24 protein-coding genes are annotated in these 26,823 nt (G+C 74.2%); 16 read left to right on the forward strand and 8 right to left on the reverse strand.

Annotated features, from left to right (window positions below; genetic code table 11):
• Positions 1-43 precede the first annotated feature (43 nt).
• Complete coding sequence (locus H7H31_RS01160; protein ID WP_187061663.1) at positions 44-1,279, reverse strand: acyl-CoA dehydrogenase family protein; 1,236 nt, start codon at positions 1,277-1,279, stop codon at positions 44-46.
• Positions 1,280-1,427: 148 nt separating this feature from the next.
• Between H7H31_RS01160 and H7H31_RS01165 the strand changes: the two genes are divergently transcribed.
• Complete coding sequence (locus tag H7H31_RS01165) at positions 1,428-2,078, forward strand: TetR family transcriptional regulator (protein WP_187061664.1); 651 nt, start codon at positions 1,428-1,430, stop codon at positions 2,076-2,078.
• 79 nt (positions 2,079-2,157) lie between these two features.
• On the opposite strand, the gene def is transcribed toward H7H31_RS01165, so the two are convergent.
• Positions 2,158-2,709 (reverse strand): peptide deformylase, encoded by a 552-nt coding sequence (def, locus tag H7H31_RS01170; protein WP_187061665.1) that lies wholly within the window; start codon positions 2,707-2,709, stop codon positions 2,158-2,160.
• A gap of 211 nt (positions 2,710-2,920) precedes the next feature.
• Here def and H7H31_RS01175 point away from each other — a divergent pair, with 211 nt between their 5' ends.
• From H7H31_RS01175 to H7H31_RS01195, 5 genes are all read left to right on the forward strand, one after another.
• On the forward strand, positions 2,921-4,159 hold the full coding sequence (locus tag H7H31_RS01175) for a Mur ligase family protein (protein ID WP_176165570.1): 1,239 nt from the start codon (positions 2,921-2,923) through the stop codon (positions 4,157-4,159).
• A gap of 131 nt (positions 4,160-4,290) precedes the next feature.
• A complete protein-coding gene (locus tag H7H31_RS01180; protein ID WP_176165569.1) occupies positions 4,291-5,019 on the forward strand; it encodes a type 1 glutamine amidotransferase in 729 nt (242 codons plus the stop codon).
• A 104-nt stretch (positions 5,020-5,123) separates the two neighbouring features.
• Positions 5,124-6,149 carry a 6-phosphofructokinase gene (locus H7H31_RS01185; protein ID WP_187061666.1) on the forward strand — a complete coding sequence of 342 codons (1,026 nt, stop codon included), beginning with the start codon at positions 5,124-5,126 and terminating at the stop codon, positions 6,147-6,149.
• A gap of 143 nt (positions 6,150-6,292) precedes the next feature.
• Positions 6,293-7,255, forward strand: coding sequence for a cytochrome c oxidase assembly protein (locus H7H31_RS01190; protein WP_176165567.1), 963 nt, complete (start codon positions 6,293-6,295; stop codon positions 7,253-7,255).
• 99 nt (positions 7,256-7,354) lie between these two features.
• Complete coding sequence (locus H7H31_RS01195; RefSeq protein WP_176165566.1) at positions 7,355-7,513, forward strand: hypothetical protein; 159 nt, start codon at positions 7,355-7,357, stop codon at positions 7,511-7,513.
• Positions 7,514-7,532: 19 nt separating this feature from the next.
• Here H7H31_RS01195 and H7H31_RS01200 read toward each other — a convergent pair whose 3' ends face one another.
• Complete coding sequence (locus tag H7H31_RS01200; RefSeq protein WP_187061667.1) at positions 7,533-7,952, reverse strand: SSI family serine proteinase inhibitor; 420 nt, start codon at positions 7,950-7,952, stop codon at positions 7,533-7,535.
• A gap of 433 nt (positions 7,953-8,385) precedes the next feature.
• Here H7H31_RS01200 and H7H31_RS01205 point away from each other — a divergent pair, with 433 nt between their 5' ends.
• Positions 8,386-9,495 (forward strand): NAD-dependent epimerase/dehydratase family protein, encoded by a 1,110-nt coding sequence (locus H7H31_RS01205; protein ID WP_187064699.1) that lies wholly within the window; start codon positions 8,386-8,388, stop codon positions 9,493-9,495.
• A gap of 72 nt (positions 9,496-9,567) precedes the next feature.
• The gene (locus tag H7H31_RS01210; protein ID WP_187064700.1) at positions 9,568-10,494 is read left to right on the forward strand and encodes a TIGR02452 family protein; all 927 of its coding nucleotides are present in this window, start codon (positions 9,568-9,570) and stop codon (positions 10,492-10,494) included.
• 162 nt (positions 10,495-10,656) lie between these two features.
• Here the strand turns inward: H7H31_RS01210 and H7H31_RS01215 are convergent, their stop codons facing one another.
• Positions 10,657-12,309 (reverse strand): alpha/beta hydrolase, encoded by a 1,653-nt coding sequence (locus H7H31_RS01215; RefSeq protein ID WP_187064701.1) that lies wholly within the window; start codon positions 12,307-12,309, stop codon positions 10,657-10,659.
• A gap of 679 nt (positions 12,310-12,988) precedes the next feature.
• Here H7H31_RS01215 and H7H31_RS01220 point away from each other — a divergent pair.
• Both H7H31_RS01220 and H7H31_RS01225 read left to right on the forward strand, forming a co-directional pair.
• A complete protein-coding gene (locus H7H31_RS01220) occupies positions 12,989-13,945 on the forward strand; it encodes a M28 family metallopeptidase (RefSeq protein ID WP_187064702.1) in 957 nt (318 codons plus the stop codon).
• 280 nt (positions 13,946-14,225) lie between these two features.
• Positions 14,226-17,909 (forward strand): WD40 repeat domain-containing protein, encoded by a 3,684-nt coding sequence (locus H7H31_RS01225; protein ID WP_232109629.1) that lies wholly within the window; start codon positions 14,226-14,228, stop codon positions 17,907-17,909.
• Positions 17,910-18,020: 111 nt separating this feature from the next.
• Here the strand turns inward: H7H31_RS01225 and H7H31_RS01230 are convergent, their stop codons facing one another.
• Entirely contained in the window at positions 18,021-18,323 is a 303-nt protein-coding gene (locus H7H31_RS01230) for a type II toxin-antitoxin system Phd/YefM family antitoxin (protein ID WP_187064703.1), read from the reverse strand.
• A gap of 94 nt (positions 18,324-18,417) precedes the next feature.
• Here H7H31_RS01230 and H7H31_RS01235 point away from each other — a divergent pair, with 94 nt between their 5' ends.
• From H7H31_RS01235 to H7H31_RS01245, 3 genes are all read left to right on the forward strand, one after another.
• Complete coding sequence (locus tag H7H31_RS01235; RefSeq protein WP_187064704.1) at positions 18,418-19,053, forward strand: ATP-dependent Clp protease proteolytic subunit; 636 nt, start codon at positions 18,418-18,420, stop codon at positions 19,051-19,053.
• A gap of 6 nt (positions 19,054-19,059) precedes the next feature.
• On the forward strand, positions 19,060-19,368 hold the full coding sequence (locus H7H31_RS01240; protein ID WP_187064705.1) for a hypothetical protein: 309 nt from the start codon (positions 19,060-19,062) through the stop codon (positions 19,366-19,368).
• Positions 19,369-19,792: 424 nt separating this feature from the next.
• Positions 19,793-20,266: a C40 family peptidase gene (locus H7H31_RS01245; protein WP_187064706.1), complete on the forward strand. Its 474-nt coding sequence runs from the start codon at positions 19,793-19,795 to the stop codon at positions 20,264-20,266.
• Positions 20,267-20,396: 130 nt separating this feature from the next.
• On the opposite strand, the gene H7H31_RS01250 is transcribed toward H7H31_RS01245, so the two are convergent.
• Together H7H31_RS01250 and H7H31_RS01255 are read right to left on the reverse strand one after the other, a co-directional pair.
• Entirely contained in the window at positions 20,397-20,825 is a 429-nt protein-coding gene (locus H7H31_RS01250; RefSeq protein ID WP_187064707.1) for an ATP-binding protein, read from the reverse strand.
• A 222-nt stretch (positions 20,826-21,047) separates the two neighbouring features.
• Positions 21,048-22,217: an 8-amino-7-oxononanoate synthase gene (locus H7H31_RS01255; RefSeq protein WP_187064708.1), complete on the reverse strand. Its 1,170-nt coding sequence runs from the start codon at positions 22,215-22,217 to the stop codon at positions 21,048-21,050.
• 147 nt (positions 22,218-22,364) lie between these two features.
• Between H7H31_RS01255 and bioB the strand changes: the two genes are divergently transcribed.
• The 3 genes from bioB (at position 22,365) to bioD (ending at position 25,743) form a co-directional block, all read left to right on the forward strand.
• Positions 22,365-23,627: a biotin synthase BioB gene (gene bioB, locus H7H31_RS01260; RefSeq protein ID WP_187064709.1), complete on the forward strand. Its 1,263-nt coding sequence runs from the start codon at positions 22,365-22,367 to the stop codon at positions 23,625-23,627.
• Positions 23,620-24,939, forward strand: a complete 1,320-nt coding sequence (locus H7H31_RS01265) for an adenosylmethionine--8-amino-7-oxononanoate transaminase (RefSeq protein ID WP_187064710.1) — start codon at positions 23,620-23,622, stop codon at positions 24,937-24,939. Before bioB ends, H7H31_RS01265 begins: the two co-directional genes overlap by 8 nt.
• Before the next feature lie 81 nt (positions 24,940-25,020).
• On the forward strand, positions 25,021-25,743 hold the full coding sequence (gene bioD, locus H7H31_RS01270; protein ID WP_187064711.1) for a dethiobiotin synthase: 723 nt from the start codon (positions 25,021-25,023) through the stop codon (positions 25,741-25,743).
• A 96-nt stretch (positions 25,744-25,839) separates the two neighbouring features.
• On the opposite strand, the gene H7H31_RS01275 is transcribed toward bioD, so the two are convergent.
• A complete protein-coding gene (locus H7H31_RS01275; RefSeq protein ID WP_197995941.1) occupies positions 25,840-26,769 on the reverse strand; it encodes an oxidoreductase in 930 nt (309 codons plus the stop codon).
• Positions 26,770-26,823: the final 54 nt, after the last annotated feature.

The raw sequence follows: 26,823 nt of genomic DNA on the forward strand, positions 1-26,823 counted from the left end.
CGCGCGGCGGCCTGGCGCGGCCACCGCGCGGTCGGGCGCGCGGTCAGCGAATGGGCATCCCGGACAGGGTGCGGGCGATCACCAGGCGCTGGATCTCGCTGGTCCCCTCGAAGATGGTGTAGATGGCGCTGTCCCGGTGCATGCGCTCGACCGGGTACTCGCGGGTGTAGCCGTTACCGCCGAGGATCTGTATGGCCTGGGCCGTGACCTTCTTGGCCGTCTCGCTGGCGTACAGCTTGGACATCGAGCCCTCGGCGGCGGTGAACGGCCGACCGGCCGCCGCCATCCACGAGGCCCGCCAGACCAGCAGCCGGGCGGCGTCGATCTGAGTGCGCATGTCGGCGAGTTGGAAGGCCACGCCCTGGTTGTCGATGATCGGGCGGCCGAACTGGGTGCGCGTCTTCGCGTACTCCAGCGCCTCCTCGTACGCGGCGCGCGCCGTACCGACGGCCATCGCGCCGACCGCCGGCCGGGACGCCTCGAAGGTGGCCATGGCCGCGTTCTTCACGCGCTCGGCCCCCGCCGCGCTCAGGGCGTCGCGCTCGCGGGCGCGGGCCAGCCGCTCGTCCAGCTTGGGTTTGCCGCCGAGCAGGCAGTCACCGGGGACGCGGACGTCCTCCAGCACCACCTCGGCGGTGTGCGAGGCGCGGATGCCGTGCTTCTGGAACTTCTGGCCCTGGGACAGGCCCGGCGTGCCCGGCGGGATGATGAAGGAGGCGTGCCCCTTGGAGCCGAGTTCCGGGTCCACGACGGCGACCACGACGTGGACGCTCGCGATGCCGCCGTTGGTGGCCCAGGTCTTGGTGCCGTTGAGCACCCACTCGTCCTTGGCCTCGTCGTAGACCGCGCGGGTGCGCATGGCGGCCACGTCCGAGCCGGCGTCGGGCTCGGACGAGCAGAAGGCGGCGACCTTCACGTCGTTCGCGTCGCCGTACATCTGCGGCACCCAGGTGCCGACCTGCTCCTCGGTGCCGTTGGCCAGCACGCCCACGGCGGCGAGCCCGGTGCCCACGATGGACAGCGCGATGCCCGCGTCGCCCCAGAAGAGCTCCTCCATGGTCATCGGGATACCAAGCCCGGTGGGGTCGAAGAACTGCTGGGCGTAGAAGTCCAGCGAGTACAGGCCGATCTTGGCCGCCTCCTGGATGATCGGCCAGGGGGTCTCCTCCCGCTCGTCCCACTCCGCGGCGGCCGGGCGCATCACGTCCTGCGCGAATCCGTGAATCCAGTCCCGTACGGACTTCTGCTCCTCGTTGAGTTCGAAAGAGAACTCCGGCATGATCCCCTCCAGCCGCTCATTACCTTCGGTAACAGGAGTCTGTTACTCGCCAGTAGAGGCTGTCAACTCCCTGGTCGCCGGAAGGACCGCAGGCCATGGGGTGTTACGTTGCGCGGGCCGCACGGAACACCGGGGTGGGAGGCACACCATGGACACCACGCAGCGCGACAGCCAGCAGCGCGCGCACGAGGAGCGCAGACGCGAGCTGCTGGAGGCCGCCGACCGGGTCGTGCTCCGCGATGGCCCCGGCGCCTCGATGAACGCCATCGCCGCCGAGGCGGGCATCACCAAGCCCATCCTCTACCGACACTTCGGCGACAAGGGCGGCCTCTACCGCGCCCTCGCCGTCCGGCACACCGACGCCCTGCTCGCCGCGCTGCGCGCGGCCCTGGACGCCCCGGCCCAGCGCCGGGCCCGGGTCGAGGCGACGTTGGACACCTACCTCGCCGCGATCGAGGCCCGCCCGCAGGTCTACCGCTTCCTCATGCACCCGGCCGACGACCAGAGCGAGGGCCAACCCGAGCAGGGCTTCGACGTCGGGCGGCACGCGGCGCCGCTGCTGCGCCGGCTCGGCGAGGAGCTGGCCCAGGTGGTGGCCGAGCGGGTGGACCTGGGCCCGGACGGCGCGGAGAAGGCCCGGGTGTGGGGGCACGGCATCGTCGGCATGATGCACGCCGCGGGCGACTGGTGGCTGCGTGACCGGCCCTGCCCCCGCGAGCAACTCGTCAGCCACCTCACCGACCTGCTGTGGGGGCGCCTGGCCGACGCCGGCGACCGCGAGGGCGGCCCGGCCTTCTAGGCCACCGCCGCCCGGGGCGCCTTCCGCGACGCGGGACCGGCGGGCCCCACCCCTCCGTCCACTCCCCCGTCGCAGCCGCTCAGGCCCTGGAGCCGGTCGCCCACGGGGCCCGGGCCGCCGCGCGCAGCGCCCGGCGCTGGCGGCGGCCCTCAAGCCGGTCGGTGAACAGCTTGCCGTCCAGGTGGTCGCACTCGTGCAGCAGGCAGCGCGCGAAGAAGCCGCTGCCCTCGACGCGCAGCGGACCGCCGTCCATACTCACGCCCTCCACCACCGCGCGGTCGAAGCGGGGCGTGCCGGCCTCGATGCCGGGCAGCGACAGGCAGCCCTCCGGACCACGGAAGATCAGCCCGTCGGCGTGCACCAGGCGGGGGTTGACGAGGTGTCCCAGGTGACGGCGATCCTCGTCGTCGGGGCAGTCGTAGACGAACACCCGTAGTGGGACGCCGATCTGATTGGCCGCGAGGCCGACGCCCCCCGACGCGTACATCGTCGCGTACATGTCCTCCACCAGGCGGGCGAGCTCGAAGCCGAACTCCGTCACCTCCGCGCACGGGGCCGCCAAGTGGGGGTCGCCGAGCAGCCGGAGGGGCCGCACCCGTCCCGAGCTGCCGGGGATCGCGCCAGTTCGCATGCGGAACAGGGTACGGTCCGGCCGGGCCGGCACGGCTGTGGCGACCGGACCGGGAAGCCCGGCGCAGGTGGCGGGGTTCGGGCCAGGGTCTGGATCTCGATAGGCTGAACCCCGACCGAAGCCTCCCGGCTGGCGATTCGGCATCAAGGGGGCGTTTGACCGGCAGCCCCGGGGGCGGGCACTGCGCCGGACGCAAGGAGGAACAAGGACGATGGCAGGCAACACGGAGCCGCTGCCGCCGCGCGCCAAGCTGGCCGTGACGGCGGGCAGGGCAGCAGCGGCGGTGTCGCGGGTCGCTGGTCGCGGCAGCGGGTCAGTGATCGGGGGGAAGGTCTCCCTTCGGCTCGACCCGGACCTGCTGGCTCGGCTGGCGCGGCATCTCGACGTGATCCTCGTCTCCGCGACGAACGGCAAGACCACCACCACCCGGCTGATCGCCGAGGCGCTGCGCGCCAGCGGACCGGTCGTCTCCAACGCCCTGGGCGCCAACATGCCCGCCGGCATCACCTCCGCCCTCGCCGGCGGCTCCGACGCCCGGTACGGCGTCATCGAGGTGGACGAGAAGTACCTGGCCGGCGTGGCCCGGGACACCACGCCCAAGGCCATCGCGCTGCTGAACCTCTCCCGCGACCAGCTCGACCGCGCCGCGGAGACCCGCATGCTCGCCGAGAAGTGGCGCGAGGGCCTGGCCGGTAGCAAGGCCACGGTCATCGCCAACGCGGACGACCCGCTCATCGTCTGGGCGGCCTCGTCCAGCCCGAACGTGGTGTGGGTGGCCGCCGGCCAGGAGTGGAAGGACGACGCCTGGTCCTGCCCGTCCTGCGGTGGCGTCCTGCAGCGCCCCGGCGACGACTGGGGCTGCGCCGACTGCGGCTTCCGCCGCCCCCGCCCCACCTGGGCCCTGAACGGCGACTACGTGCTCGACCCGCAGGGTTCCGCGTGGCCGATCCACCTCCAGCTTCCCGGCCGGGCCAACAAGGCCAACGCGGCCACCTCCGCGGCCGTCGCCGCCACGTTCGGGGTGCCGCCGCAGGTCGCGCTGGAGCGGATGTACGCGGTGCAGGCGGTCGCCGGCCGGTACGACGTCGTCACCTTCATGGACCGCCAGCTCCGGCTGCTCCTCGCGAAGAACCCGGCCGGCTGGCTGGAGACGTTCTCGCTGATCGACCCGCCGCCCACGCCCGTGATCCTGTCGGTCAACGCGCGCGGCGCGGACGGCACCGACACCTCGTGGCTGTGGGACGTGGACTACACCCGGCTGGCCGGGCACCCGATCATGGTGATCGGCGACCGCAAGCTGGACCTCGCGGTGCGCCTCGAGGTCGCCGGGCTCGACTTCCGGGTCTGCGAGAACGCGGACGAGGCGGTGCGGATGGCCCCGCCCGGCCGGATCGAGGTCATCGCCAACTACACCGCCTTCCAGGACCTGCGCCGCCGCGTCGGCAACTAGCCGCCGGCCACGACGGACCCCCGGCCCCCGCGCGACGTCGACTCCCGCGTCGGGGGCCGACCCACCGCGGCGGGCCGGCCCGCGACGCGGCCACCGCCCCCCGAATCGCTGAAGCACGAAGGATGCCGAGGATGAGCCAGAACAGCCTGCGCCTGGTGTGGGTCTACCCCGACCTGCTGAGCACGTACGGAGACCAGGGCAACGCGCTGGTCGTGGAGCGGCGCGCCCGCCAGCGCCGGCTGAACGTCTCCCGCGTCGACGTACGCTCCGACCAGCAGATCCCCACCTCCGGTGACATCTACCTGATCGGCGGCGGCGAGGACCGGCCGCAGCGACTCGCGGCCGAGCGGCTACGGCGCGACGGCGGCCTCAACCGCGCGGTGGAGAACGGCGCCATCGTCTTCTCGGTCTGCGCCGGCTACCAGATCCTCGGCCACGAGTTCATCAACGACCTCGGGCAGCGCGAGCCCGGGCTCGGGCTCCTCGACGTGGTCAGCACCCGTGGCGAGGGCGAGCGGTGCGTGGGCGACGTGCTCGGCGACATCGACGAGCGGCTCGGCCTGCCGCCGCTGACGGGCTTCGAGAACCACCAGGGCGTCACGCACCTGGGCCCCACCGCCCGCCCCTTCGCCCGGGTCCGGCTCGGCAAGGGCAACGGCACCGGCGACGGCACCGAGGGCGCGTGGAACGACACCGTGTTCGGCACGTACATGCACGGCCCGGTGCTCGCCCGTAACCCGCAGATCGCCGATCTGTTGCTGAAGTTGGCGCTCGACGTGAACGCGCTGCCGCCGGTGGACGACCGCTGGTACGAGGCGCTGCGCAACGAGCGGATGGCGGCGGCGACGCAGACCGCATGACGGACACTCGCCCCATGGGAGTGCTACGCGCTTGTAGGCTGACCGCGATCCAACCGGACGACGGGGTCCGGTCGTCCGGTTGAGTTGCAGAGGTATCACAAACCATGCGTATTGGTGTGCTCACTTCCGGCGGTGACTGCCCCGGTCTGAACGCCGTAATCCGGTCGGTCGTGCACCGTGCGGTCGCCGACCACGGCGACGAGGTCGTGGGGTTCCACGACGGTTGGCGTGGCCTTCTCGAAGCCGACTACCGCAAGCTCGACCTCGACGCCGTCGGCGGCATCCTGGCCCTGGGCGGCACCATCCTCGGTTCCTCCCGGGTCCGCCCCGAGCACCTGCGGGACGGCGTCGAGCGGGCCCGGGGCCACGTCGCGGACCTCGGTCTCGACGCGATCATCCCGATCGGCGGCGAGGGCACGCTCAAGGCGGCCCGCCTCCTGTCCGACGCGGGGCTGCCCATCGTCGGGGTGCCCAAGACCATCGACAACGACATCGCGTCGACCGACGTGACGTTCGGCTTCGACACCGCCGTCGGCGTGGCCACCGAGGCCCTGGACCGGCTCAAGACCACCGCCGAGTCGCACCAGCGGGTGCTGATCGTCGAGGTGATGGGGCGGCACACCGGTTGGATCGCGCTGCACTCGGGCATGGCCGCCGGCGCGCACGCCATCGTCGTACCCGAGCGCCCCTTCGACATCGGGGAGCTGACCGAGGTGGTGGGCCGGCGGTTCCAGGCCGGCAAGAAGTTCGCCATCGTGGTCGTCGCGGAGGGCGCCAAGCCGCGCGCGGGTTCCATGGAGTTCGACGTCGGCGGCAAGGACGTCTACGGCCACGAGCGGTTCGCCGGCGTCGCCCGACAGCTCTCCGTCGAACTGGAGGAGCGCCTCGGCAAGGAGGCGCGGCCGGTGATTCTCGGCCATGTGCAGCGCGGCGGCACGCCCACCGCCTACGACCGGGTGCTGGCCACCCGGTTCGGCTGGCACGCGGTGGAGGCCGCGCACCGGGGCGACTTCGGCATGATGACCGCGCTGCGCGGCACCGACATCGTCCTGACCCCGCTCGCCGAGGCGGTGGAGCACCTGAAGACGGTGCCCATGGAGCGGTACGCGGAGGCCGAGTGCGTGCTGTGAGCTGAGCCCTCCGCCTCCGGCGCCCGCGCCCGCACACCGGTGGCTCCACCCCGCCTGGCGCGCCGACCGCCCCCGGCCCACGACGTGGCCGGGGGCGGTTCTACTCTGGTGCGAGCGTTTGCGGCGATATGAGGAGAGAGCGGATGGATCACGGCGGACACGGCATGGACATGAATCTGCCGCCGTTCACCCTGGCTCGCGGGTTGGAGTACAGCAGCGAGCCGTTCTTCCTGATCGGCTGCCTGCTGGCGCTGGCGCTGTACGGGTGGGGCGCGCTGCGGCTGCACCAGCGCGGCGACGGCTGGCCCGTGATGCGGACCGTCTCCTTCGTCGTGGGCGTGCTGACCGTCGCGCTGGTGATGTGCACCAAGCTCAACGACTACGGCATGGTCATGTTCAGCGTGCACATGGTGCAGCACATGGTGATCAGCATGCTCTCACCCATCCTGCTGCTGCTCGGCGCGCCGGTGACGCTGGCGCTGCGGGCGCTGCCGGCCGGCCGGGCGCGCGCCGGGCGCGGCGGCCCCGGCCCCCGCGAACTGCTCGTGGCCCTGCTGCACAGCCGCTACGTGCGGATCATCACCCACCCGGCGTTCACGATCCCGCTGTTCATCGCGAGCCTGTACGCGCTCTACTTCACCCCGCTCTTCGATTTCCTCATGGAGTCCAAGCCGGGGCACATCGCGATGATGGTGCACTTCCTCGCGGTCGGCCTGGTCTTCTTCTGGCCGATCATGGGCGTGGACCCGGGCCCGCACCGGCCCGGGTACGTCATGCGGATGCTGGAGCTGTTCGCCGGCATGCCCTTCCACGCCTTCTTCGGCATCGCCCTGATGATGGCGTCCGAGCCGATGATCGGCACGTACAAGAACCCGCCGGACTCGTTGGGCATCGACGCGCTCTCGGACCAGAACGCGGCGGGCGGTATCGCCTGGGCGTTCAGCGAGATCCCGTCCGTGGTGGTGCTGATCGCGCTGGTCTTCCAGTGGTACCGGTCCGAGCAGCGCACCGCGCGCCGCTCGGACCGGGTCGCCGACCGCGACGGCGACAAGGAGCTGAACGCCTACAACGACTACCTGGCGTCCTTGCAGGCCAAGAGCAGGTAGCGGCGCCGAGCGCTAGCGGTGGCGCCCCGCCCCGGGAGACGATGGCCCCCTGGCCGTGGTCGGGGCGCACGCCCCGGCCGCCATGAGGAGGTTGCGGGGATGCCCGGATCTGCGAAGGCGATGGCGATTTTCACGGTGGGCGGCCTGGTGATGGTGACCGCCTACACCGTGACGTTGGGCAGCAACGGCTGGCTGTGGTTCGGCTGGGTGGTGCTCGGCCTGCTGACCGTGGGCGTGATGGCCGCGCGGGGCACGTGAGGAGGCGCGCCCGCGCGGCTCAGGCCCCGGTGGTGGCGGGGAACTGGAAGAGCGCGCCGGTGGCGGCCCGCAGGTGGCAGGTGTTGGGGTAGGTCCGGCTCCAGTTGACCGGGGTGCCGCGCCAGGCGCCCGCGACGCGCGCGGTGACGGGCGCGTGCTCCTCGGTGCACACCAGTCGCTGGGCGACGAGCCGATCGGGGTTGCCGTCCGCCGCGCGCAGCGCCGTACAGGCTTCGGCCGCCAGCGGGTGCGACCCGCCGGCGGGGTCGCAGTCCAACCGGGCCATCCGGGTCAGCTCGCCGTCGGCGCCCGAGACGGTGAGGAAGAGGCTGCCGGCCGGCGGCCGCGGGGCGGCGTCCGCCGCGGGGGCGGTGGTGAGGGCGCAGGCCGCGAGCGCGGCGGCGGCGAGGATGCGGGCGGTACGGGCGCGGCGGTGCATGGGGGCCTCCTGGTCAGGGCTCGGGACCGGGCCGGATGGGGCCCGGGCGCGGCCACCGGCCCGCCCGGCGCGGCGGCACGCGACGTACGAGGCGCCGCGCGCCGCGGCCCGGCCACGCCGACCACGAGGGCCGTCATGGCTGTCGGACGGACGGGGCCGCGAGCGTCAGCGCACCCCGACCCGGCGGCCCGGGACAAGGCGACGCGCCGGGCGGCCACCCGATCGGCCGCACCGGGCTCGGCCAGTGGCGTGAGCCCGGGCCGACTCCACCACGTACCGCCCCGCCCCGGCCCTCGCCGCGCTGGCGTGACCCGCCGACCCCCGCCCCGGCTGCCGCGCCGGAAGCGTGACGCCGGGGGCGTTGCGCTGACGGCGGATCAGCGCACGGCGAACGGGTCTTGGGGACGTCGTGCCCGGGCCCTAGCGTCCCACCATGATCACAGATGCGGCAGGGCAGACCGGGACAGCGGCTGCGGGCGGGGCGCGCGGGACCGCGTTCGTCCTCGGGGCGCGCGGGCAGATCGGCCGGGCGGCGGTGCGCGCGCTGGCCGCCGACGGCTGGCGGGTGCGGGCGGCCTCGCTCAGCGGGGCGGGGGACCCGGAGTGGCCGCCGGAGGTGACGCCGCTGGCCGTGGACCGGGAGGACGACGCCGCGCTGGCGGCGGCCATCGGCCGGGGCTGTGACGTGCTGCTCGACTGCGTCGCCTACGGCGCGTCGCACGCGCACCAGTTGATCTCGCTCGCGGACCGGATCGGCTCCGCCGTCGTCATCTCCAGCGGCGCCGTCTACGAGGACGAGCGCGGGCGCAGCCTCGACACCCAGGACGCGCCGGACGGCTTCCCCGAGCTGCCCGTCCCGGTGCCCGAGTCCCACCGCACGGTGGCGCCCGGCGAGAGCAGCTACGCCACCCGCAAGGTGGCCCTGGAGCAGGCGTTGCTGGCGGCCGGCGACCGGCTGCCCAGCACGCTGGTGCGCGCCGGCGCCGTCCACGGCCGACACAGTCGCATGCCGCGTGAGCTGCACTTCGTGCAGCGGGCGCTGGATCGGCGGCCCGTACGGGTGCTCGCGCGTCGCGGCGAGAGCCGCTTCCACCCCGCCCACGCGGACAACGTCGCGGAGCTGGTGCGGCTCGCCGCCCGGAAGCCGGGGTCGCGGGTGCTGAACGCGGGCGACCCGCAGGCGCCGACCGTCGCCGAGATCGCCCGCGCGGTGGACGCCGCGCTCGGCGTGGAGAGCGAACTGCTCCTGGTGGACGGGGTGCCCGCGGTCGAGCGGGTCGGGGTGACGCCGTGGAGTGGGACGCACCCGGTCGTGTACGACCTGTCGGCGGCCGAGCGGGAGTTGGGGTACCGCCCCGTGGTCACCTACCAGGAGGCGTTGCCCGCCACGGTGGAGTGGATCGCGGGCAGGCTGGCGCACGAGGACTGGCGCACGGCCTTCCCCGCCATGGTCCGGCCCTACGCGTTCCTCTTCGACTACGCCGCCGAGGACGCCTGGCTGGCGGCGGGCAAACCCGTGGCGCCGCGCGACGGCACTCCGTAGCCTCGTCCCCGATCAGGGGCCGCGCCGCGAGCGTGGCGGCGGCCCGGTACGCGGGGGACAGTGAGCGGGGACATGAGCGCGCGGTTGCGGGGCATCGCCAAGGAGACGGAACAGATCGTGGCGGCGGGCGGCTACACGTCGCCGGGCGGCCACCCGGTGCGGCTGGCGCCGTGGCTGGCCGAGGCGGCCGAGGGGACGCGGCTGTACGGGCCGGGCCCGGTGGAGGTCGCGCGGGACGTGGCCGCTCCGGGCGACCGGTCCGCGTCGCGTACCCGGTTCGAGGTGACGCCGGAGGGCAGCCTCGGCGCCGCCCGTCGGCTGAGCACCGGGGGCGGGGCGGCGTACGGCGCGGACGCCCGCGGGGCGGAGGGCGCCGGGCCGGCCCTGGCGGGTGGCACCGTCGCGGTGCTCAACTTCGCCTCGGCCCGCAACCCGGGCGGCGGTTACCTGAACGGGGCGCAGGCGCAGGAGGAGGCGCTGTGCCGGGGCAGCGCGCTCTACGCCAGCCTGCGGCGGGTCCCGGAGTTCTACGCCGCGCACCGCGCCGACCCCAGCCCCTTCTACAGCGACCGGGTCGTCTACTCCCCCGGCGTCGCGGTGTTCCGCGACGATGGCGGCGCGCTGCTCGACGAGCCGTACCGGGTGGCGTTCCTGACCTCGGCCGCGCCCAACGCCGGGGTGATCGCCCAGCGCGACGCGGCGGCAGTGGCGCGCGTTCCGCGGGCCCTGGCCTCGCGGGCGGAGCGGGTGTTGGAGGTGGCCGCGGCGCACGGCCACCGTCACCTGGTGCTCGGGGCCTGGGGCTGCGGGGTGTTCCGCAACGATCCGGCCCAGGTCGCCGGCGCCTTCCGGGCCCTGCTGACGGGCGAGGGGCGCTTCGCCGGCGGCTTCGACCACGTGGTGTTCGCGGTGCTCGACCGGCGGGCCGACTCCCCCACCCGGGCCGCCTTCGCCGCGGCCTTCGGCCCGCGCCCGGGCGGCGCCACCGACCCGGCCTGAACCCGCCGGCGGGGCGCGTGGCCCTGGATCACCGGCCACCGCACGGCTTGGGGGCGCGCGGGAGAAAACGGCGGCGGAGGCCGCCGGGCCAGGCCCGGCGGCCTCCGCTGCGGTGAGCCGATCCCGCGTGCCGGGGCGGTCGGTCACCGCCCCGGCCGGTCATCAGGGGGTCAGGCGCTCGGCCAGCGCGGCCTTGGTCTTGCTCGCCTGCTCCGGCTTGGGCGTGGGCGTGGCGTGCGGACCACAGACCACGTCCTTCGCGTCCACCGTGCCGCGCAGCAGGTAGGCGTCCACCCGCTGGTTGATGCAGGGGTTCAGCTCGGTGGTGACACCGTGCGAGCCGGCGTCCCGCTCGGTGATCAGGCGCGAGCCCTTGAGCCGCTTGTGCAGCTCGACGGCGCCCTCGTACGGGGTGGCGGCGTCGCGGGTGCTCTGCACGATCAGCACCGGCGGCAGGCCACGGTGGGACTTGACGTTGACGGGCTGGTACTGCGGGCCCTCCCACGTCGCGCACGGCAGGTTCATCCACGCGTTCGACCAGGTCAGGAACGGGTGGTCGCGGTGCAGCCGGGTGTTGTCACGGTCCCACTTGCGCCAGTCGGTGGGCCACTTGGCGTCGGCGCACTCGACGGCCGTGTACACGGCGTTGCCGTTCTCCGCCGAGATGTTGCCCTTGACGTCCGACAGGTCGGGGCCCGCGGCCTCGATCAGGGGCTTGGCGTCACCGGCGAGGTAGGCGCTCCACACGGAGGCGACGGTGGTCCAGGCCGAGTCGTAGTAGGGAGCGTTCTGGAAGAAGCCGAGCAGTTCGGCCGGGCCGACGACGCCGCCGATGGGGTTCTTCTTGGCGGTGGCGCGCAGCTTGTCCCACTGCCGCTGGACCTTCTCGGGCGTGTCGCCGATGTGGTACGCGGAGTCGTAGCGGGCGACCCACTTCTTCCAGTCGTTCCACCGGGTCTCGAAGGCGACGTCCTGGTCCAGGTTGGCCTGGTACCAGATCTTCTCCTGCGACGGGTTGACCACGCTGTCCACGAGCATGCGGCGCACGTGCTGGGGGAAGAGCGTCGCGTAGACGCCGCCGAGGTAGGTGCCGTAGGAGACGCCGATGAAGTTCAGCTTCTTCTCACCGAGCGCGGCGCGGATGACGTCCAGGTCGCGGGCGGTGTTCGGGGTCGTCATGTGCGGCAGCATGTCGCCGCTGCGCTCGGCGCAGCCCTGGGCGTACTGCCGGGCCAGCTTGCGCTGGGCGCGCTTGTCGGCCTCGCTGTCGGGCACCGGGTCGAGCTTGGGTGCCTTGACGAACTCCTGCGGGTCGACGCAGGAGATGGGGGCGGAGCGGCCGACGCCGCGCGGGTCGAAGCCGACGAAGTCGTACGCCTTGGCGGTCTTCTGCCACAGCGGGGCCTTGGTCGTCACGCGCTTGGGGAAGCGCAGCCCGGAGCCGCCGGGGCCGCCGGGGTTGTACAGCAGCGCGCCCTGTCGCTCGTCGGCGGTGCCGGTGTTGCCCACGCGGTCAACCGCGATCTTGATGGTGCGGCCGTTCGGCTTGGTGTAGTCGACCGGGACGGTGACGTACCCGCACTGGATCGGCTTCTCCAGGCCCCAGTCGGCCGGACAGTCCTTCCAGTCGATGCCGGTGTGCGCGGCCCGCGCGGCGGCTATCTTGACGCCGATGGCGGCGCGCTGTTCCGTGGACAGGCCGGGGCGGTGGCTCTGCCGCTCGCCCGCGCTGGCCGCGGGGCTGGCCAGGGTCCCGGCGATCAGGACACCGGTCAGCACGGTGCCGGCCGCACCGAATATCGCTGTTCTCTTCACGTAGGCACTCCCCCTACTTGGGTCGCCGTCGAAGGACGGCGGTGGTGGTCAGGCAGATCTTTACGTCTCCTTCACCCACCGGAACAGGTCACACAAGTGTTCTTTACCAAGACGTAAGCTGCATCGCGGGCTGGGGCAGACGGCCTACCGTCGCGACGTCAGATCCCCCCGACCGGCGGACAACCGCGCCGGCCCCGGCCGTCCCGGGCTGCGGAACGCCGCCCGTCGCCGCTCCGTACCCGACCTCCGCCGACCGGCCCGGCACACCCCGCGACGACCGGCCACCGCTCCCGGGCGGGCCACGCATTCGGCGTACGGGCCCGGTTCTGATGGCGTACGGGAGCGGGGCGGGTGGCGTACGGGGGGACGACACGGGCGCCGCGCGCGGCGGCGGGGCGGCTTCAACCCCGGCGCGCGGCTGGTGGCGGCGCGTCAGGCGGCGTACGGGCGAGGCAGCTCGCGGCGGGGTTCCGCGCGGCGTCCGGCATCCGTGGGCCGCGCCGGGGCGGTGGTCTCCGCGCACGTCAGCGCGGTGGTCGAGCGGGGCGGGCGGGCCGGTGACACCGCTCCTCGGAGATGCTCGTCCGGTAATCGCTCTTGACGATGGACGGGAAAGCATCAATTCTCATGTCCGCGTCATCCGCTCCGCACCACCCCCCACATCTGTAACGGAGCCCTCGTGTACCGAAACGTATCGCCGCGTCGCGGCGCCATCGCCGCCGCCACCTGCACCGCTCTCGCCACGGCCCTGCTCGGCGGGGCCTCCGGCGCCCAGGCGGCCCCCTCCCCCACCCGGGCCGCCGCACCCGACATCGACCTCGCCGCCGTCAAGGGGCATCTGACCGAGTTGCAGTCCATAGCCGACGGCAACGGCGGAAACCGGGCACACGGCCAGCCCGGCTACAAGGCGTCCGTGGACTACATCAAGGGCAAGCTGGACGCCGCCGGGTTCACCACGTCCCTCCAGGAGTTCGACTTCAACGGCTCCACCGGCTACAACCTCATCGCCGACTGGCCCGCCGGCGACGCGGAGCAGGTCGTCATGGCCGGCGCGCACCTGGACTCGGTCGGCCGCGGCGCCGGCATCAACGACAACGGGTCGGGCTCCGCCGGCATCCTGGAGGTCGCGCTCAACGTGGCCAAGGCCGACCTCAAGCCCGCCAAGAAGCTCCGCTTCGCCTGGTGGGGCGCCGAGGAGTACGGCATGGTCGGCTCCACGCACTACGTCAACGAGCTGGGCTCGGGCGACCTGTCGAAGATCAACTCGTATCTGAACTTCGACATGATCGGCTCGCCCAACCCCGGCTACTTCGTCTACGACGACGACCCGGAGTTGGAGAAGGTCTTCAAGGACTGGTACGCGGGCAAGGACATCGTCACGGAGCAGGAGACCGAGGGCGACGGACGGTCCGACCACGCGCCGTTCAAGGAGCGCGGGGTGCGCGTCGGCGGCCTGTTCAGCGGCGCCGAGGCGGCCAAGACCGCGGAACAGGCCGAGAAGTGGGGCGGGACGCCGGGCGAGTCCTTCGACCCGTGCTACCACTCCTCCTGCGACACCACGAAGAACGTGGACGACACGGCGCTCGACCACAACAGCGACGCCATCGCGCACGCGCTGTGGAACCTAAGCGCCTGACCCGCTCCCCCACCGCCGGGCGCCTTGTCGCACGCGCGGTATAGGCAGCGAGATCGAGCACGGCGCGGGAGGGTCGCCCACCACCGGGCGGCCCTCCCGTCGGCCACCCGCCTCGCGTCCGGGCGCCCGTCCCCCTCTCCCGTTCCGACGACGGCCACCGCGCGCCGCCGCCCCGCGCTTGGCCGGTCCGCGTCTTACCCCGCGCCGGGCGCCGTGCTGGAGTGTCCGCGTCACGCGAGCACAGGGGGGGGCGACGGGGGTGGGCCGTCGTGAGAATCCGGTGGACCCGAACGCGGGGCCGGTCCAGCAGTTCGCCGCGGCGCTGCGCGCGCTGCGCACCTCGGCCGGCCAGCCGACGTACCGGGTCATGGCCGAGCGCGCCGGGTTCTCGGTGTCGACCATGTCGCGGGCGGCCGGCGGCGAGCAGTTCCCCTCGCTGCCGGTGACGCTGGCGTACGTACGGGCCTGCGGGGGCGACGCCGGGCAGTGGGAGCGGCGGTGGCGCGCGGCGTCGGCCGCGGTGGGCGTGCACCTGGCGGCCTCGGACGCGCTCCGCTCGCCCTACCGCGGGCTGGCCCGCTTCGAACCCGGTGACCACACCCGGTTCTTCGGGCGGGACCAGTTGACCGCCGAGTTGCTGCGGCGGGTGGCCGACCACCGGCTGGTCCCCGTCTTCGGCCCCTCCGGCAGCGGCAAGTCGTCGCTGCTGCGCGCGGGCCTCATCCCGCGCCTGCGGCAGGCGGCCCCGGACGGCGGGCGGCCGGCCGCGATCCGCGTCCTGACCCCCGGCGAGCACCCGCTGCGCGACCACGCCGGCGCGCTGACCGCACGGGCGGTGGGGCCGGTGGCGCGGGCGCCGGACACGGTGGTCGTGGTCGACCAGTTCGAGGAGGTCTTCACGCTGTGCGCCGACCCCGCGGAGCGGGCGGAGTTCATCGACCTGCTGCTGGCGGCCGGACGGCCGGGCAGCGGGCTGCGGGTGGTCCTCGCGGTGCGCGCGGACTTCTACGGTCGCTTCCTCGAACACGGGCCGCTGGCCGCGGCGGCCCGCGACGCCGGGCTGCCGATCGGGCCGATGGGCCCGGAGGAGTTGCGCGAGGCGATCGTGGGGCCGGCCACGGCCGATGGGTTGGTGGTCGAGCGGGCCCTGACGGCGCGACTGGTCAAGGAGGCGGCCGGCGAGGTGGGCGCGCTGCCCCTGCTCTCGCACGCCCTCCTGGAGACCTGGCGCCGCCGCCGTGGGCGCACCCTGACCCTGGAGGCGTACGAGGCCACGGGCGGCATCCAGGGGGCGCTCACCCAGACCGCCGAGGAGCTGTACGCGCGGCTGCCCGCCCGGCAGGCTGCCGTGGTCCGCCGCATCCTGCTGCGCCTGATCGCGCCGGGCGTCGGCGGCCCGGACACCCGGCGGCCGGTCGCGCGCCGGGAGTTGGACACCGGCGACCGCGCCACGGCGGCCGAGGCGCTGGAGGAGTTGGCGCGCGCCCGACTGATCACCGTGGACGAGGACCGCGTGAGCCTGGCGCACGAGGCGCTGATCGACTCCTGGCCCCGGCTGCGGCGGTGGGTCGAGGAGGACCGCGAGCGGCTGGCCACTCACCGCCGGCTGACCCAGGACGCCGCGGCGTGGGAGGAACTGGGTCGCGACGCGGGGGCGCTGTACCGGGGCGCGCGGCTGAGCGGCGCCGAGGACGCCTTCGCGTCCGCCGCCGCGCGGGCCGACCTGACCGCGTTGGAGCGGGACTTCCTCACGGCCAGCCGCGCGGCCCGCGACCGCGAGCAGCACGCCGCGGCGCGCACCGCGCGCAGGCTCGGCCAGTTCGCCGCCACCGTCTCGGTGCTGCTGCTCGTCGCGCTGGTGGTCGGGCTCACCGCCTGGGACCAGTACCGGGACAGCGAACGGGAGCGCGAGCGGGCCGTGCACGCCGGCCGGCTGGCCCTGTCCCGACAACTCGCGGCCCAGTCGGCCACCCTGCTCGGGGACAACCCCGACCTGGCCGCCCTGCTCGCCGTGCACGCCTACCGGGCCAGCCCCACCGAGGAGGCGGCGGCCAGCCTCTACGCCGCCGCCGACCTGCCGCTGCGACGCCGGCTCCCGGTGGGCCGCGCGGTCGCCTCGGTGGCGTTCGCGCCCCACGGGCGCACCCTGGCCGTCAGCGACCGGGACGGCACCGTCACGCTGTGGGACGTGGCCAGCGGGCGCCGCCGCGCCACGCTCGCCGGCTCCGCCGCGGGCGCCCGCTCGGTGGCCTTCAGCCCCGACGGGCGCACGCTGGCCGCCGGTTGCGGGCCCGGTGGGGCGGTGCGCCTGTGGGACGTGTCCGGCCAGCGCCCGCGGCCCGGGTTGGACGGCCCGACCGCGGGCGCGGCGTGGGTGGCGTTCAGCCCGGACGGGCGCACGCTGGCCACCAGCGGGCCACGGGCGCCGACGAGGCTGTGGCGGGTGGCGGACGGGGCGCCGCTGGCCGGGCTCCCGCGCCGGGGCGCGCCCGCGGGGCCGGTGGCGTTCGGCGCGGACGGCGGGCTGCTCATCGGCGCCGGCGGGCACGGGGCCGTCCGCCTGTGGGATGTGGCGCGGGGCGCGCCCGGCGCGCGCCTGGTCGGCCACGCCGACGCGGTCGCCGCGGTGGCCGCGAGCGCAGACGGGCGCACGCTGGCCAGCGGCAGCGACGACGGTACGGTCCGCCTCTGGCCGCCGGCCGGCGGTCCGGCCCGCGCCACGCTGCGCGGCCACACCGGCCGGGTGACCTCGGTGGCGCTGGGCCCCGGCGGGCGCAACCTGGCCAGCGGCGCCACCGACGGGGCCGTACGGGTGTGGGACGTGGCCGGCGCGCGGGCCAGGGCCACGTTCCCCGGCCACACCGGGCAGGTGACCTCGGTCGCGTACGCCCCGGGCGGGCGGCTGCTGGCCAGCGGTAGCGCGGACGGCACGGTGCGGGTGTGGGACGTGGCCGGCGGCAACTCGCGCACCACGCTCAGCGGCCACACCGGCGGGGTGGGCGCGGTGGCCTTCGACCCGCGCGGGCGGAACCTGGCCAGCGCCGGCGACGACGGCACGGTGCGGCTGTGGCACCGCAACGTGGGCCGGCCGCACTCGGTACTGCGCGGGCACACGGGCCGCGTGGGCTCCCTCGCGTACGGCCCGGGCGGGCGGTCGCTGGCGGCCGGTGGCGTCGATGACGGGACGGTGTCGGTGTGGGACGCGCGGACGGGGCGGCGGGTGGCGCGGTTCGCCGGCGCGGAGGGGTGGGCCGTGTGGTCGGTGGCGTTCAGCCCCGACGGGCGCACGCTGGCCGCCGGTGGCTCGCGCGGCACCGTGCGGCTGTGGGACGTGTCCACCCGCACCGTACGGGCCACGCTGGCCGGGCACAGTCGGCGGGTGCGCTCGGTGGCGTTCAGCCCGGACGGGCGCACGCTGGCCAGTGCCGGCGACGACGGGCGGGTGCGGCTGTGGGACACGGCCTCCGGGCGGCCCCGGGGCTGGCTGCCCGCGCGCTCGCGGACGGTGGAGGCGCTGGCGTTCCGCCCCGACGGGCGGGAGTTGGTCGTCGGCGGCGGTGACGGCACCGTGCGCCGGTGGGACACGCGCGGGGGCAGGGCCAGGTTCACGTTCGCCACCCGGACGTCCTTCCTGGGGGCGATGGCGCTGCGGCCGGGTGGCGAGACGCTGGCCACGGGCAGCGGCACCGACGGCACGGTACGACTGTGGGACCTGGCCACGGGCACCGCCCGGGCCACCCTCGCCGGGGACGCGAGGGCGTTGCGGTCGCTGGCCTACAGCCCCGACGGCCGCACCCTGGCCACCAGCAGCGAGGACGGCGCGGTGAAGCTGTGGGACGTGACGCTGCCAAGCCCGGCGCACGTCATCGACGTCATCTGCCGCTCCATCGGCCGGGAGGTCAGCCCGCGGGAGCGGGGCCTGTACCTGCCGGATCAGCCGCACCGGCCGGTGTGCTCGCGCTGAGGCGCGCGGGCGCCCCGGCGAGCGCGCACGGCCTGGTGAGCGCGGGGCGCCGCCGCTGGCCGTAGCAGGGTCGCGGCGCTCGCTGACTGTGGACGTGGGCGGTTGCCGTCCTCAGCCCCCGGTGCCCGGCCGTCGCCCGGTGCCCTCCGTGCCACGGTGTTCGGCCGCGATGCCGAAGCGGCGCCGTTCGCCCGCAGCGGACGTGCCGGGGCGCAGCGTGGAGACGGTGCTGATCACCTGATCGTCCGCGCTCACCTCGGATTCTTCGAGTCGTTGCAGGTCAGCGGCGGAGACCAGGGCCACGAGCGGCTTGCCGTGCCGAGTGACGACCACGCGCTCACCGCCGTACACCACGCGGTTGATCAGCTCCGCCAGCTCTGCCCTGGCTTGCGTCACCGGAATCTCGTAGGCCATGCTCCCCATCATAACGGGATGTACGTCCTGTACATTTTTTACGTACGGGCCGCCCCGTCGAGGTCGCTGGACGAAAAAGACGAGAGGTACCGCGATGGACCGCCCCACCGCCCGCCATGTCCTGCCCGAGTTCACCGAGCGCACCAGCACCGGGATGCGCACCATGGACCCGTACTCCAAGCTCCTTGAGCAGCGCATCATCTTCCTCGGCACGCCGATCGACGACATCTCCTGCAACGACCTCATGGCCCAGTTCATGTACCTGGAGCACGCGGCGCCCGACCAGGACATCTCGCTGTACATCAACTCCCCCGGCGGCTCCTTCACCGCGATGACCGCCGTCTACGACACGATGCGCTTCGTCACCTGCGACGTCGAGACGGTGTGCCTGGGTCAGGCCGCGTCGGCCGCCGCGGTGTTGCTCGCCGCCGGGACACCCGGCAAGCGCATGGCCCTGCCCGGCGCGCGGGTGCTGATCCACCAGCCCTCGCTGAGCGAGCCGATCCAGGGCGAGACCTCGGACCTCCAGATCCACGCCAACGAACTGCTGCGCACCCGCGACCTGCTGGAACAGATGTTGGCCGAGCACACCGGGCAGCCCGTCGAGCGGGTGCGCGACGACATCGAGCGCGACAAGATCTTCGACGCCCAGGGCGCCGTGGAGTACGGACTCGTGGACCGCCTCACCACCAGCCGCAAGCGCGTCAGCGTGCCAATGGGCCTGCGGTGACCGACCGTGTTGCCACCGGAGCTGCCCCCACTGCCCGCCCTCACGCACGCGGAGGGTGAACTGGTCGACCGCTACCTGGAGGCGGTGGACCTGCTCGGACGAATCAACCCGGCGCGCGGCCGGGACACCTACGGCAGCCTGCGCGCGGCGCAGGCGCTGGTGGCCAAGGCGGGCGCGCTGCGCGACGCGTTGACGCTCATGCACGAGCGGGGCGAGGGCGAGTTGCACGCCGCGACGCTGGCGCGCGCCCTGCGGGTGCTGGACGGGGAGCGGCGCGCGGCCCAGGTGACCGTGCCGCCAGAAGGGTCACCCTGAGCCGGCGTTTCCAACACTCCACCCCGGTTGGGCTCCTTCGTACGGCGTAGTGCGACCCACGACGGGCGCTGGTCCCGAGTTGCGCGCCCGGCGTCGCCGTCCGTCCGCCGCGTGCCTGGTCCGCGCGGTGGGGTGGCGGGAGCGCGACGACCGAAAAGCACACGAAGCACTCCAACAGCCCTTAAGTGATGAACATCACATAGCGTCTTTTCAGCTCGGAATCACCGACCGGGTGCGTGACGATCCCTGGGACGACAAGCCCCCGTCGACAGCGACGGGGCGGCCCGGGCGGACGCCTGAACCCGCCGCCGTTCCGGGCGTCTGGTCGACGCCTGGGCATCGGCGGGGGCGGAGGCGCCTCGGGCCGCACGGCCGGGGCTCGGGCCAACGGCCCCCTTCGCGGGCGGCCGATGAAGGGTTGCGCATGAACACGCGCAAACGGACCAAGGTTCCTCTTCTGTCCCGGCTCGGCACCGCGTCGGCGCTCACCGCCGCCGCCGTCGGCACGTCCCTGCTGACGCCGTGGGCACCGGAGGCGGTGGCGGCGTCGCCGGGCATGGACGCGCTGCGCGTCGCGGCCGCCAAGAAGGGCACCCCGTACAAGTGGGGCGCCTCGGGGCCGCACCGCTTCGACTGTTCGGGACTGACCCAGTACGCGTTCAAGCAGGCGGGCAAGAAGCTGCCGCGCACCGCCGCCGGGCAGTACAACAAGGCCCAGAAGGTGCCCACGGCCACCCGCACCCGGGGCGACCTGGTCTTCTTCCGATCCGGTCAATCCGTCTACCACGTGGGCATCTACGCGGGTCACGGCCGGATCTGGCACGCACCCAAGACCGGAGCGGTGGTGCGCCTCGAACGGATCTGGAGCAAGAACGTCAGCTACGGGCGGGTGGGTTAGCCCCCGGCGCCACCGACGTCCAGCGCCCGGCTCCGTCGCCTTTCCGCCGCCTCACCGGCGCCGACGCGACGTACCCGCGGACGCGGCGCACCGGGGTGCGACCGGTTGCAAGAGCGCGGGCCCGAGCCCGCTAGCACACCGGCGTGGCCCACGGCAGGGCGATCCACACCGTCTTGCCGCCCTCGGGCGTGCGCGTGAACGACAGTCGGCCGCCGGACTCCGCCATCAGGCAGCGGATGATGACCATGCCGCGGCCGTTGTCCTGCTGCACCGCGGCCGGCAGCCGGCGCGGGAAGCGCGGGTGGCTGTCCGTCACGCCGATGCGTAACCGCGCGTCGCGGTCGAGCACCATTTCCACCGTGAAGGTGGGCGACATGCCGCGGGTGTGCTGCACGGCGTTGGTGGCCAGCTCGGAGACGATCAGGCGCACCTTGTCGGCGGTGTCCGCGTCGGCCGGCAGCCCCCAGTCCGCGAGCACCGTGCTGACGTATCTTCGGGCGGCGGTGACCGACGCGGGTGCGCTCGGCAGGGTGACGGATGCTTCCTGGTGATCTGCCATGGCGACGATGTCCCTTTCGCACCGCGCGACCCGCCCCGGCGCCTGCGCCGTACGCGGAGTCGTACCGGCCCTCCGACGACTCTGCGCGTCAGGGTGCCACCCGCGGCGGCGGGACGGTCCGCCATCCCCGGGGATACTCGGAAATCTGTCCCTCGAAGCGGTGAACTCTCTTACCCGGGCCGGGATTTCGGCCGCCGAACCGGTAAGTGGGAGCCGTCGGCGTCAGGCCGTCGCCGCGATCGTGGCGACGGCGGTGGCCACCTGTTCGTCCGTCAGGTCGGCGCGGACGGTGAGCCGCAGCCGGGAGATGCCGTCCGGCACCGACGGGGGCCGGAAGCAGCCCACCACCAGGCCCGCCGCGCGGCACCGCGCGGCCCAGGCGAGCGCCTCGTCCGGGGACGGGGCACGGACGGATACCACGGCGGCGTCGGGACGCACGGCCGCGAGCCCCGCGTCCGACAGCCGGCGGTAGAGCGCGCCGGCCACGGCACGCACCCGCTCGGCGCGCTCCGGTTCGCGGCGCAACAGCCGTAGGGCGGCCAGGGCCGCGCCGGCGGCGGCCGGGTTGAGGCCGGTGTCGAAGATGAAGGTGCGGGCCGCGTTGACCAGGTGCTCGATGACCCGCGCCGGGCCGAGCACCGCACCGCCCTGGCTGCCGAGCGACTTGGAGAGGGTGACGGTGGCGACCACGTCGGGCGCCCCGGCGAGCCCCGCGGTGTGCGCCGCGCCGCGCCCCCGCGCGCCGAGCACGCCCAGGCCGTGGGCATCGTCGATGAGCAGCCCCGCTCCGTGCTCGCGGCAGGCGGCGGCCAGGTCGGGCAGCGGGGCGGCGTCGCCGTCCACGGAGAACAGGGCGTCGGTGACGGCCAGCGCCGACGCGTAGCGCCCGGGCGGCTGGTCGAGGAGCTTGCGCACGGCGGCCGGGTCGGCGTGCGGGGCGACCAGGGTGTGGGCGCGGGAGAGCCGGCAGCCGTCGATGAGCGAGGCGTGGTTGTCGGCGTCGGAGACGATCAGCGACTCGCGGGAGCTGAGCGCGGTGACGGCGGCGAGGTTGGCCGCGTACCCGGAGGAGAAGACCAGGGCCGCCTCGAAGCCGCAGAAGTCGGCCAGTTCCGACTCCAGTTCCCCGTGCAGCGCCGTGGTGCCGGTGACGAGGCGGGAGCCGGTCGAGCCCGCGCCCCAGCGCTCGGCCGCCGCCGCGGCGGCGGCCGTCACCTCGGGGTGTCTGGCAAGGCCGAGGTAGTCGTTGCTGGCCAGGTCGAGCAGTGACGACGTGGCCTGCCGGGGCCGCAGGGTCCGCACGAGCCCGGCGCGCTCGCGCTCGGCGCGCCGCGCGTCGAGCCAGCCGAACGCGCCCTCGGCCGGGGCTGCGGGCGGAACGTGCTCAGGCATCGGCCATCCCTCGGGTTCTGTGGGGTTCGCATAGAACGTATCCGGCCACGCGTCCGGGCAGGGTGTGGTGATGCACACACGTCCAACCGGCGTCGTTGTGCGATCTCTCCTTGGCCGCGGGCGGCGCCATGAGACAGGATCAGCGCCATGGATCTGCTGAAGACGCTGGTGGACAAGGGGTTGCGGCGCGAGATGCCCACCCGGGACGAGGCACTCGCCGTGTTGGCGACGTCCGACGACGAGCTGATGGACGTGGTGGCCGCCGCCGGTCGCGTGCGTCGCGAGTGGTTCGGCCGCCGGGTGAAGCTCAACTACCTGGTGAACCTCAAGTCGGGGCTGTGCCCCGAGGACTGTTCGTACTGCTCGCAGCGGCTCGGGTCGAAGGCCGAGATCCTCAAGTACACCTGGCTGGGGGCCGACGAGGCGTCGAAGGCCGCCGCGGCCGGCGTGGCCGGGGGCGCCAAGCGGGTCTGCCTGGTCGCCAGCGGGCGCGGGCCCACCGACCGCGACGTGGACCGGGTCTCGAAGACGATCGCGGCCATCAAGGAACAGAACGAGGGCGTGGAGGTGTGCGCGTGCCTGGGGCTGCTGTCCGACGGGCAGGCGGAGCGGCTGCGCGCGGCCGGCGCCGACGCGTACAACCACAACCTCAACACCTCCGAGGCGACCTACGGCGCCATCACGAGCACCCACACCTACGCGGACCGGGTCGAAACCGTGCAACAGGCGCAGGCGGCGGGGATGTCCGCCTGCTCGGGTCTCATCGCGGGCATGGGCGAGAGCGACGCCGACCTGGTGGACGTGGTCTTCTCGCTCCGTGAACTCGACCCGGACTCGGTGCCGGTCAACTTCCTGATCCCGTTCGAGGGCACGCCGCTGGCCAAGGAGTGGCACCTGACGCCGCAGCGCTGCCTGCGCATCCTGGCGATGGTGCGGTTCGTCTGCCCCGACGTGGAGGTGCGCCTGGCCGGCGGGCGCGAGTTGCACCTGCGTACGTTGCAGCCGCTGGCGCTGCACCTGGTCAACTCGATCTTCCTCGGCGACTACCTGACCAGCGAGGGCCAGGCGGGCAAGGACGACCTGGCGATGATCGCCGATGCCGGGTTCGAGGTGGAGGAGGCGGGCACGACGACGCTGCCGCGACACCGGGCCGACGCGCTGGCCGCGGGTCCCTGCGGCTCGCACGCCTCCCAGGCCGACGGCGCGGCGGCCACCGAGGCCGGCACGGCCAGCGGTTGCGGCGGGCACGGCGGTGGCTGTGGCCCGTGCGGCGCGGACGGCGCCCCGGCGCGGGAGCCCGAGCCGGTCGGCGCGACGGCCGGTGGCACGAAGCCGGACGAGGGCTCGCACGCCGACCTGGTGTCGGTGCGCCGCCGTGGAGCGGGAACGGACCTGCCGCCCAATGCCTGAGCCGATGAGCCCCGCGCACCTGCTCGACCTGGACCAGCGGCACGTGTGGCACCCGTACGGGCCGATGCCCGGGCGGCAGCGCCCGCTGCTGGTGGAGTCCGCGTCCGGGGTCAGGCTGCGGCTGGCGGAGCCGGTGGAGGGCGTCGGCGAACTGGTCGACGGGATGGCCTCGTGGTGGTCGGCCATCCACGGCTACAACCACCCGGTGCTCGACGAGGCCGCGCGGGACCAGTTGGGCCGCATGAGCCACGTGATGTTCGGCGGGCTCACCCACGAGCCCGCCATCCGGCTGGCCAGCAAGCTGGTGGAGATCACGCCCGAGGGGCTTGAGCACGTCTTCCTGGCCGACTCCGGCTCGGTGTCGGTCGAGGTCGCGATCAAGATGTGCCTCCAGTACTGGCGCTCGGTCGGCAAGCCGGCCAAGCAGCGGCTGCTCACCTGGCGCGGCGGCTACCACGGCGACACCTGGCAGCCGATGTCGGTGTGCGACCCGGTCGGCGGCATGCACCAGATCTGGCAGGGCGTGCTGCCCCAGCAGGTCTTCGCGGACCAGCCGCCCGCCGGCTTCGACGCCGAACCCGACGCCGGCTACGTCGACTCGCTGCGCGCGCTGATAGCCCAGCACGCCGAGGAGTTGGCGGCGGTCATCGTCGAGCCGGTGGTACAGAACGCGGGGGGCATGCGCTTCCACTCCCCCGGCTACCTGCGCGCGCTGCGGGCGGCGTGCGACGAGTACGGGGTGCTGCTGGTCTTCGACGAGATCGCCACCGGCTTCGGCCGCACCGGCGCGCTCTTCGCGGCCGACCACGCGGGCGTCACCCCGGACGTGATGTGCGTGGGCAAGGCGCTCACCGGCGGCTACCTCACCCTGGCGGCTGCCCTGTGCACGCCACGGGTGGCCGAGGGCATATCCCAGGGCGAGGTGCCGGTGCTCGCGCACGGGCCCACCTTCATGGGCAACCCGCTGGCCACCGCGGTCGCCAACGCCTCCATCGACCTGCTGCTGTCCGGCGACTGGCAGACCGGCGTGAAACGCGTCGAGGCCGGCCTCCGCGAGGGCCTGGCCGAGGCGGCCGAACTGCCGGGCGTGGCCTCGGTACGGGTGCTCGGCGCGATCGGCGTCATCCAGTTGGAGCGCCCGTTGGACGAGGCGCGGATGGCGGCGGCCTCCCGGGCGGCCATCCGCGGCGGCGTGTGGTTGCGCCCCTTCCGCGACCTGATCTACACGATGCCGCCGTACGTCACCGACGACACGGACCTGGCCCGCATCACGGCGGCCATGCTCGCCGCCGCGCACGCGAGCGAGAACTGACCGCCTCCCGTGGGGACGCCACCACCCGGCGTCCCCACGGGAGGGCACGACAGAGCACGACAGAAAGGCGTGGACCGCACGATGAGCACGGTGATCGTCACCGGCACGGACACTGAGATCGGCAAGACCGTGACGACGGCAGCCGTGGCCGCCGTCGCCCTGGCACACGGCCGCTCGGTGGCCGTGCTCAAGCCGGCACAGACCGGCATGGAAGCGGGCGAGCCGGGCGACGTGGCCGAGGTGCGGCGGCTGGCCGGCGAGGCCGTGACCGGAGCCGAGTTGGCCCGCTACCCCGACCCGCTGGCCCCGGCCACGGCCGCCCGCCGCGCCGGGCGCGCGCCGGTGCGCCCACGCGAGGTCGAACGGGAGGCCCGGAAGCTGGCCGAGAGCCACGACCTGGTGCTGATCGAGGGCGCCGGCGGCTTGCTCGTACGCCTCGACGACGCGGGCTCCACGCTGGCGGACGTGGCCCAACTGCTGGCCGCGCCGGTGCTCGTGGTAGCGCGCGCGGGTCTGGGCACGCTCAACGCCGCGGCGCTGACCACGGAGGCCCTGCGCTCGCGCGACCTGACCTGTCTCGGCATCGCCTTCGGCAGCTTCCCGCACTCCCCCGACCTCGCCACCCGCTGCAACCTCGCGGACATGCCCGAGGTGGCGGACGCCCCGCTGATCGGCGCCCTGCCCGAGGGCGCCGGCGCCCTGCCGCCGGCGGACTTCCGCGCGGCGGCGGCCGGCTGGCTGGCCCCGGCCCTGTCCGGCACCTGGAACGCCACCACGTTCGCGGCCACGCTGCACGGGGCGTAACCCGTTTCCCGCCGCACCACCCCGCCGGCGCCCAGGGCTCGGCGGGGCCGGCCCGCGATGGCGTGCGGGGCTCGACCCCGCGCCGGCGCGGCCGGCTCAGTCGGCGTTCACCAGGGCGTAGCGCACCTCCGTCAGCTCCTCCGACAACTCCCACAGCCGACGGCCGACGGCCGCGTCGTCCGCCGTGGCGGACGGGCGGACGCGGGTCGGCGCGCCGCGTAGTTCGCCCGGCCCGGCCGGCCCGATGAACTCGCCGCCGGCCACGTCCGGGGCCGTCGCCGCGTACAACTGGGGTAGCGCGCCGCGCTCCGGGCGCTGGGCGAAGATCGGCGTGGCGATGCCGAGCAGGAGCCGCCAACGGCCGACCGGCGCGCTGCTCTGCAGGTTGGTGGCCGTGTACCCGGGGTGGGCGAGCACGCTGCGCACCGGGCTGTGGGCCGCGCTCAGCCTGCGGTGCAACTCCCGCCCGAAGACGGCGTTGGCGAGCTTCGACTGGTTGTAGAACGCCATGGGCGCGTAGCCCCGCTCGCCGTGGATGTCGTCGAAGCGCAGGCGCGCCTTGTGGTGGTTGATCGAGCTGACCGTCACCACGCGCGGGTCGCGCCCGGCGGCCAGCGCGTCCAACAGGAGCCCGGTCAGCGCGAAGTGGCCGAGGTGGTTGCAGGCGAACTGCACCTCGTGGCCCTGTGCGCTGAGCGACCTGGGCGGCGCCATCACGCCCGCGTTGTTGACGAGCAGGTCCAACCGCGGGTGGTCGGCGCGCAACCGCTCGGCGAAGGCGCGGACCGAGTCGAGGTCGGCGAGGTCGAGCGGGCGCACCTCAAGGCTGGCGTTCGGCTGCTCGGCGGCGATCCGCGCGACGGCCCGGTGCCCCTTCTCCTCGTCCCGTACGGCGAGTACGACGTGCCCGCCGTGACGGGCAAGGGCCCGGGTCGTGGCGAGGCCGAGACCGCTGTTGGCCCCGGTCACGACGCACACCCGCCCGCTCTGGTCCGGCATCTGCTCGGCACTCCACTGCTGTTTCATGCGGCATAGATTGCCTTTCGTGTCACTCGGTGTCAAGCAGTCACCGAGTGACAC

It is taken from the genome of Streptomyces buecherae, assembly GCF_014295035.1.
GTDB classification, from domain to species: Bacteria; Actinomycetota; Actinomycetes; order Streptomycetales; family Streptomycetaceae; genus Streptomyces; species Streptomyces youssoufiensis.